Annotated in this window: 4 protein-coding genes; all 4 read left to right on the top strand. The window is 44.4% G+C overall.

Annotation, left to right across the window (positions count from 1 at the left end):
* On the top strand, positions 1-847 hold an 847-nt coding region (locus PX484_RS16165; protein ID WP_288104749.1), incomplete at its 5' end, for a family 2A encapsulin nanocompartment shell protein.
* Positions 813-2,495 carry a family 2A encapsulin nanocompartment cargo protein cysteine desulfurase gene (locus tag PX484_RS16160; protein WP_288104746.1) on the top strand — a complete coding sequence of 561 codons (1,683 nt, stop codon included), beginning with the start codon at positions 813-815 and terminating at the stop codon, positions 2,493-2,495. The genes PX484_RS16165 and PX484_RS16160, both read left to right, overlap by 35 nt.
* 272 nt (positions 2,496-2,767) lie before the next feature.
* Positions 2,768-5,365, top strand: coding sequence for an SUMF1/EgtB/PvdO family nonheme iron enzyme (locus PX484_RS16155; protein WP_287767757.1), 2,598 nt, complete (start codon positions 2,768-2,770; stop codon positions 5,363-5,365).
* A 199-nt stretch (positions 5,366-5,564) separates the two neighbouring features.
* Positions 5,565-5,804, top strand: coding sequence for a hypothetical protein (locus PX484_RS16150; protein WP_002750429.1), 240 nt, complete (start codon positions 5,565-5,567; stop codon positions 5,802-5,804).
* Positions 5,805-5,960 lie beyond the last annotated feature (156 nt).

Raw genomic sequence — 5,960 nt, 5'->3', positions numbered from 1 at the left:
GTGGTTCGTTCGCCTCTTGCATTGGCTACCCGTTGAAGCGGGGATTTATCGTCTCAACAAAGTCAGGGATGCCTCCCGGGTTGAGGTGGCTTGCTCTGAACGAGATGAGCGGGAGCTGCCCGAAACCTTTGTGGATTACGAAGAGAACCCCCGGGAGTATTTCTTGAGTGCGGTGAATACGGTACTGGATGTTCACACTCGCGTGTCCGATCTCTACAGCAGTCCCCACGATCAGATCCATGAACAATTGCGCCTGACGATCGAAACCCTGAAGGAACGTCAAGAAAATGAGTTGATCAACAACCATGAGTACGGATTGCTCAACAATATTGTTGATTCCCAGAAAGTGCAACCTCGCAATGGTGCGCCCACGCCAGACGATTTGGATGAGTTGCTGGTGAAGGTGTGGAAGGAACCGGCATTTTTCCTCGCCCATCCTAAAGCGGTCGCAACGCTCTCGCTACGCGAGACCGCGGCCTTTGGCCGAGAAGCAACCCGACGGGGTGTACCCCCTGCCACGGTGTCATTATTCGGGTCTCAGTTTATTACCTGGCGGGGCGTGCCTTTGATTCCTTCCGATAAGTTGGCCGTGAATGAACAAGGCAAAACCAATATTTTGTTATTGCGGGTAGGAGAAAGCCGTCAAGGGGTGGTCGGTCTCTATCAGCCCAATTTACCCGGTCAACAGGGAGTTGGCTTGTCGGTGCGATTTATGGGGATTAGTCGCAAGGCGATCGCCTCTTACCTGGTCTCCCTCTACTGTTCGTTGGCAGTGTTGACCGACGATGCGGCGGCCGTACTGGAGAACGTTGATGTCAACCAATACCACATCTACGACTATGACTAACCCTGAACTGATCCCTGAAAAGGCGGCGGGGAATCTACCCTCTGTATCCCCGCCCACCACTGCCCCAACTGAGGTCGAGAACATTTCTCTTAACCCCTTATTTCAACCTGACCTTCTTGAGCATCTCGCCCAGACGATAATTCAAGAACTACAACGGCACGACCTTAAGGCCGAGGTGGCGAAGGGGTTGAGTCCAGACCGGGATTATCTGGTGCCATCCACCCCCGCAACTTCCCCGGCTGCTGTGGGCGAACGGCCCACAGTTCCCTTGGCTGTACCCTTAGCAACCCCCTCTTTCTACTTCATTGAGGAGTTAGAAACAAAAATCCCCGACCTTCCGGCGGTAGTGGCCAAGCCGGGCCAGCTTGTTCAAGTCCCAGCGATCGATCCCCTTTTTGTCCCCCATGCCAGCGGGCGAAGCGTTCAACGACCCAGCTTCTTTGATGTTCATACCGTTCGCCTGGATTTTCCTATCCTGCAAGAACGGGTGAATGGCAAACCACTGATCTGGTTCGACAATGCCGCAACAACTCAAAAGCCCCAAGCAGTCATCGATCGCCTCGTTCATTTCTATAGCCATGAAAATTCCAATGTGCATCGTGCCGCCCATGAATTAGCGGCCCGTTCCACAGATGCTTACGAAGCGGCCAGAGAAACGGTACGCCGTTTTCTCAATGCCTCATCTGCTAACGAAATCATTTTCGTGCGGGGGACAACGGAAGGCATTAATCTGGTGGCAAAAAGCTGGGGACAACAAACCCTACAAGCGGGGGATGAGATTGTCCTCACCCATCTGGAACACCATGCCAATATTGTGCCTTGGCAGCAACTAGCCGCCCAAACGGGAGCAAAATTGCGGGTTGTCCCTGTGGATGACCACGGGCAGATTTTACTGGCAGAGTACCAACAATTACTCAACTCCCGCACAAAACTGGTGGCCTTTTCCCATGTTTCCAATGCCTTGGGAACCATTACTCCCGCCAAACAAATCATTGATTTAGCCCATCGGGTCGGGGCTAAAGTCTTGTTAGATGGCGCTCAATCGGTTTCCCACATTCCGATCGATGTTCAACAATTAGGGTGTGATTGGTTCGTCTTTTCCGGGCATAAAGTCTTTGGTCCCACAGGGATCGGGGTACTTTATGGTCAAGAAGACCTTTTAAATGCCACGGTTCCCTGGCAAAGCGGCGGCAACATGATCGTGGATGTGACGTTTGAGCGTACCGTGTATCAGGCGGCTCCCACTCGTTTTGAGGCTGGAACGGGCAATATTGCCGATGCCGTTGGCTTAGGGACGGCCTTGGATTATGTTCAGCAGATTGGTTTGACCACCATTGCCAATTACGAGCATGAACTTCTGGAGTACGCCACTGCGGGACTGACAACCATCCCGGGCCTGCGTTTGATTGGGACGGCAGCCGATAAGGCCGGCGTGCTTTCCTTTGTGCTAGAGGGATTTGATGTGGAAGTGATTGGACAAGCCCTGAATCGGGAAGGGATTGCCGTGCGGGCAGGCCATCACTGCGCTCAACCTATTCTGCGACGCTTTGGTCTCGAGGCAACGGTGCGCCCTTCCTTGGCTTTCTACAATACTAAAGCCGAGGTGGATGCGCTGGTGGCTGCGTTGGAACGTTTCCAACGCCAATAAACTGACGGTCATGGGTGGGGCAGCTTGTACACCTATTCCAGTTCTCCCTAAACTGCCACCTATTTAAAATGTATAGGAGGGTGGGGAGCGGGTTCTTCAAGTTGGATTGGGAGTTAATTATCTTATTAAAAACGGATTGGTCTGACTTTCCTAAAGAGGCAAAAGGGGGAATAAATAATCAGTTTTTAATAACCAGATTTAGTATAATTAGAACCACTTACTTAGGGTAATCTATTTTACTCTCCGTTCTCTGTCACCTAAAAATGACTACCATGTCCGATTCTCCTGAATCTATCCGCAATACTAGCGTCAGCGATCAAGCTACTAATAATGATGCTCTCGGATTTGAGCCTTATGTAATAGCGATCGCTGAATTTTTGTTGCATGAGCAGACACAACCACCCCTAACTTTATCGGTTGAGGGAGAGTGGGGTAGTGGCAAGTCTTCTTTTATGAAAATGTTAGAGGAATATTTACGAAAAAAGGGAGGTCGGACGGTTTGGTTTAATGCTTGGCGACACGATAAAGCGGAGTCGGTATGGGCAGCTTTTGCGCTGTCTTTTATTAAGCAGATTTCTACGCCCAAAAATTGGCGAGATTTGCCTCGAATTATCCTAGGCCATTTTAAATTACAATTATTGCGTTTTAACTTAGAAAAAGGCTTATTTGAATTAATTAAAGCTTTACCATTAATAATTTTTGTGATTTGTGCCTCAATTGCCATTCCTTTTATTTTAATCATTTATGGAGTTGAAGGAATTAACGAATTAATCAGAGCAACAACCTCTCAAGATGTTTTTTGGAGTAAAATTAATTCAGTTTTTAAACTGTTATTTACCGCCGGAGGTTTAACTTTATCAGGAGCAGGAATTTTTGCTGGTATTAAGAGTTTATCGAGAAATTTTCAAAGGTTACTCCAAAACCCTAAAAACAACCTAATTAAATACATAGAAGCCCCAGATTATAAAAAACAATCGGCATTTGTAGAAGAATTTCATGAAGATTTTGCTAAAATTGTTGATGCTTATATTGGCAATGATCGAGTATATGTATTTATTGACGATTTAGATCGTTGTGAACATCCAAAATCAGCGGACTTGATGCAAGCGATTAACTTGATGATTGCTGATGATCCTTCAGTGGTGTTTATTTTAGGAATGGACAGAGAAAAAGTAGCCGCTAGTTTAGCGGTAAAATACGAAAACATTCTCAAGTATTTACCGTCAGAAACCACAGAAATTGATCCTGATATTTTAGCGAGACGTAGTGCTAATAAAGGGTTAGCTTATGGTTATACTTTCATTGAAAAGTTTGTCCAGCTTCCCTTTTTAGTTCCCCAACCATCCCAGTCAGATTTTGAGCGTTTTTTGATTCAGCTTGCTACTTCAACTCCTCCCAATTTACAGCCAGCTAAACCTCATTTTACATTTTTTCAGTCATTCTGGGGTAAGTTTAAGTTAGCTTTACCCCAGAGAAATAATTCGCAAAAGCATCTCACTTCTGCAACAAGTAATCAGACAAGTGATTTAAAAAACTTGTCTCTAGATAATCCTTCGATAGAATCTGAACAAACCGAAAAAGAGAAAGCACGAGCATCTGTAATTAAGCGATTAGAAGCGATTCAAGTCAACAAATCTGATAATAGAGATTCCCAAACAGTGCGGAATATCATTATGATGGTGGCTCCCGCATTGGATTACAATCCGCGACGGATTAAACACTTTATCAATGTCTTTCGTCTCAAGGTTTATATCGCTAATGAAACTGGTTTATTTTTTGAGGAGCGAGATGAGAATGATAATTTGTTAGTTCCTTCTCTAACTTTTGAACAGTTAGGTAAATTTACTGCGATTAGTTTAAAATGGCCATTGTTATTGTCAGATTTAGAAAATGATAAGAAAATTTTAGCAAAATTAGAAGAATTTGCACTAGATGAAGAAAAAACCAAAGAATATGAAGAGTCGCTTCGCTATTGGGGTAGTCATATTAAGCTAAAAGCTTTAATGGCTTACGGTCATGACAAATTGGCAGCTAACTCTAAATTTAGCTTGGCAGAGGTAAATGTTGATAAATTATTACAAGTATCACCTAGGGTAATTCGGTCAGCTAATGAGCCTATTCAACGAAAACAAAAACGAAAACAAATTAGTCAAAATATAAAAATTAGCCAAAATATTACCTCATTGCCTCCAGACTTTCACTTAGAAATGGTGGATATACCCGCCGGTAAATTTAACATGGGTTCTAATGAGTATGAAGATGAAAAACCGATACATGAAGTAATTGTGCCAGCATTTCAGATAGGCAAATATCCCGTCACCCAAGCACAGTATCAAGCGGTGATGGAAAAAGCTAGTTCAAGTTTTTCACGAAATTCCCAGAACCCAGTAAAATCTGTTAGTAAGGATGATGCTGAAGTCTTTTGTAAACAACTGAGCAAGTTAACCGGAAAAAACTACCGTTTGCCTACAGAAGCAGAATGGGAATATGCCTGTCGCGCTGGCACAGAAACCCGATTTAGTTTTGGCGATGATGAAAGTCAACTAGGAGATTATGCCTGGTTTATTGATAATTCAGATAATGTAACTCATCCTGTTGGGCAAAAGCGACCTAATCTTTGGGGAATTTATGATATGCACGGCAATGTTTGGGAATGGTGTGCGGATAAATATCACGCAAGTTATGCAACCAAACCAGACAATATTAAAAAAAATGGCAGTATTCCATGGGGTAATTATCTAGGTATCAAATCATCACTCCGTGGCGGCGCTTGTGACTCCTATCCCGGACTTTGCCGTTCCGCGTATCGCGGCGACATGGATGTTCTCGGCTACGGACACGGGTTTCGGGTTGTGTGCGATCTCTCCTAATCAGTTAACAGTTAGCAGTTAACTGTTAACTGTTAACTGTTATCAGTTGCTCCGAGCCTATATGGAAGCGCACCAATAACCAATAAAAAGATGAAGTCTAATAGGGGGAGCCTGAGAATGGAGATCGCTGTAGTTGCCCGTCACCGCTTTTTATGGTTACTTTAATGTTAGAATCGAATCACTTCTTTTAGGTTTTGCTATGCGTGCGATTGAAACCACTGGTATCCTCAATACCCAAGGACAAATTCAACTTGATCATCCTATTCCCCAAGAAAAAGATCGGTTTGTGCGCGTCATTCTTTTGATGTCGGAGGATGAACTGAACGAAAAAAACTGGCTAGATGCCGTTTCCCATAACCCTAGCTTTGCTTTTCTGCAAGATCCCGAAGAAGATATTTATACTCTTAACGATGGACAACCTGTAACTAATGAAGGGTAAAATTGTATTAATTCAATTTCCCTTCGACGATTTATCTTCCAGTAAGGTTCGTCCTGCTTATTGCCTAACCAATCAAATTGGAGGCTATCAACACATTATCTTTGCCCTAATTACCAGTCGTATTCCAGAAAATCCCCTTCATACAGATATTATTCT

Origin of the sequence: Microcystis sp. M49636_WE2 (genome assembly GCF_030065375.1) — a bacterium.
GTDB lineage: Bacteria > Cyanobacteriota > Cyanobacteriia > Cyanobacteriales > Microcystaceae > Microcystis > Microcystis aeruginosa_C.
This window is presented reverse-complemented; position numbering and strand designations above follow the sequence as displayed.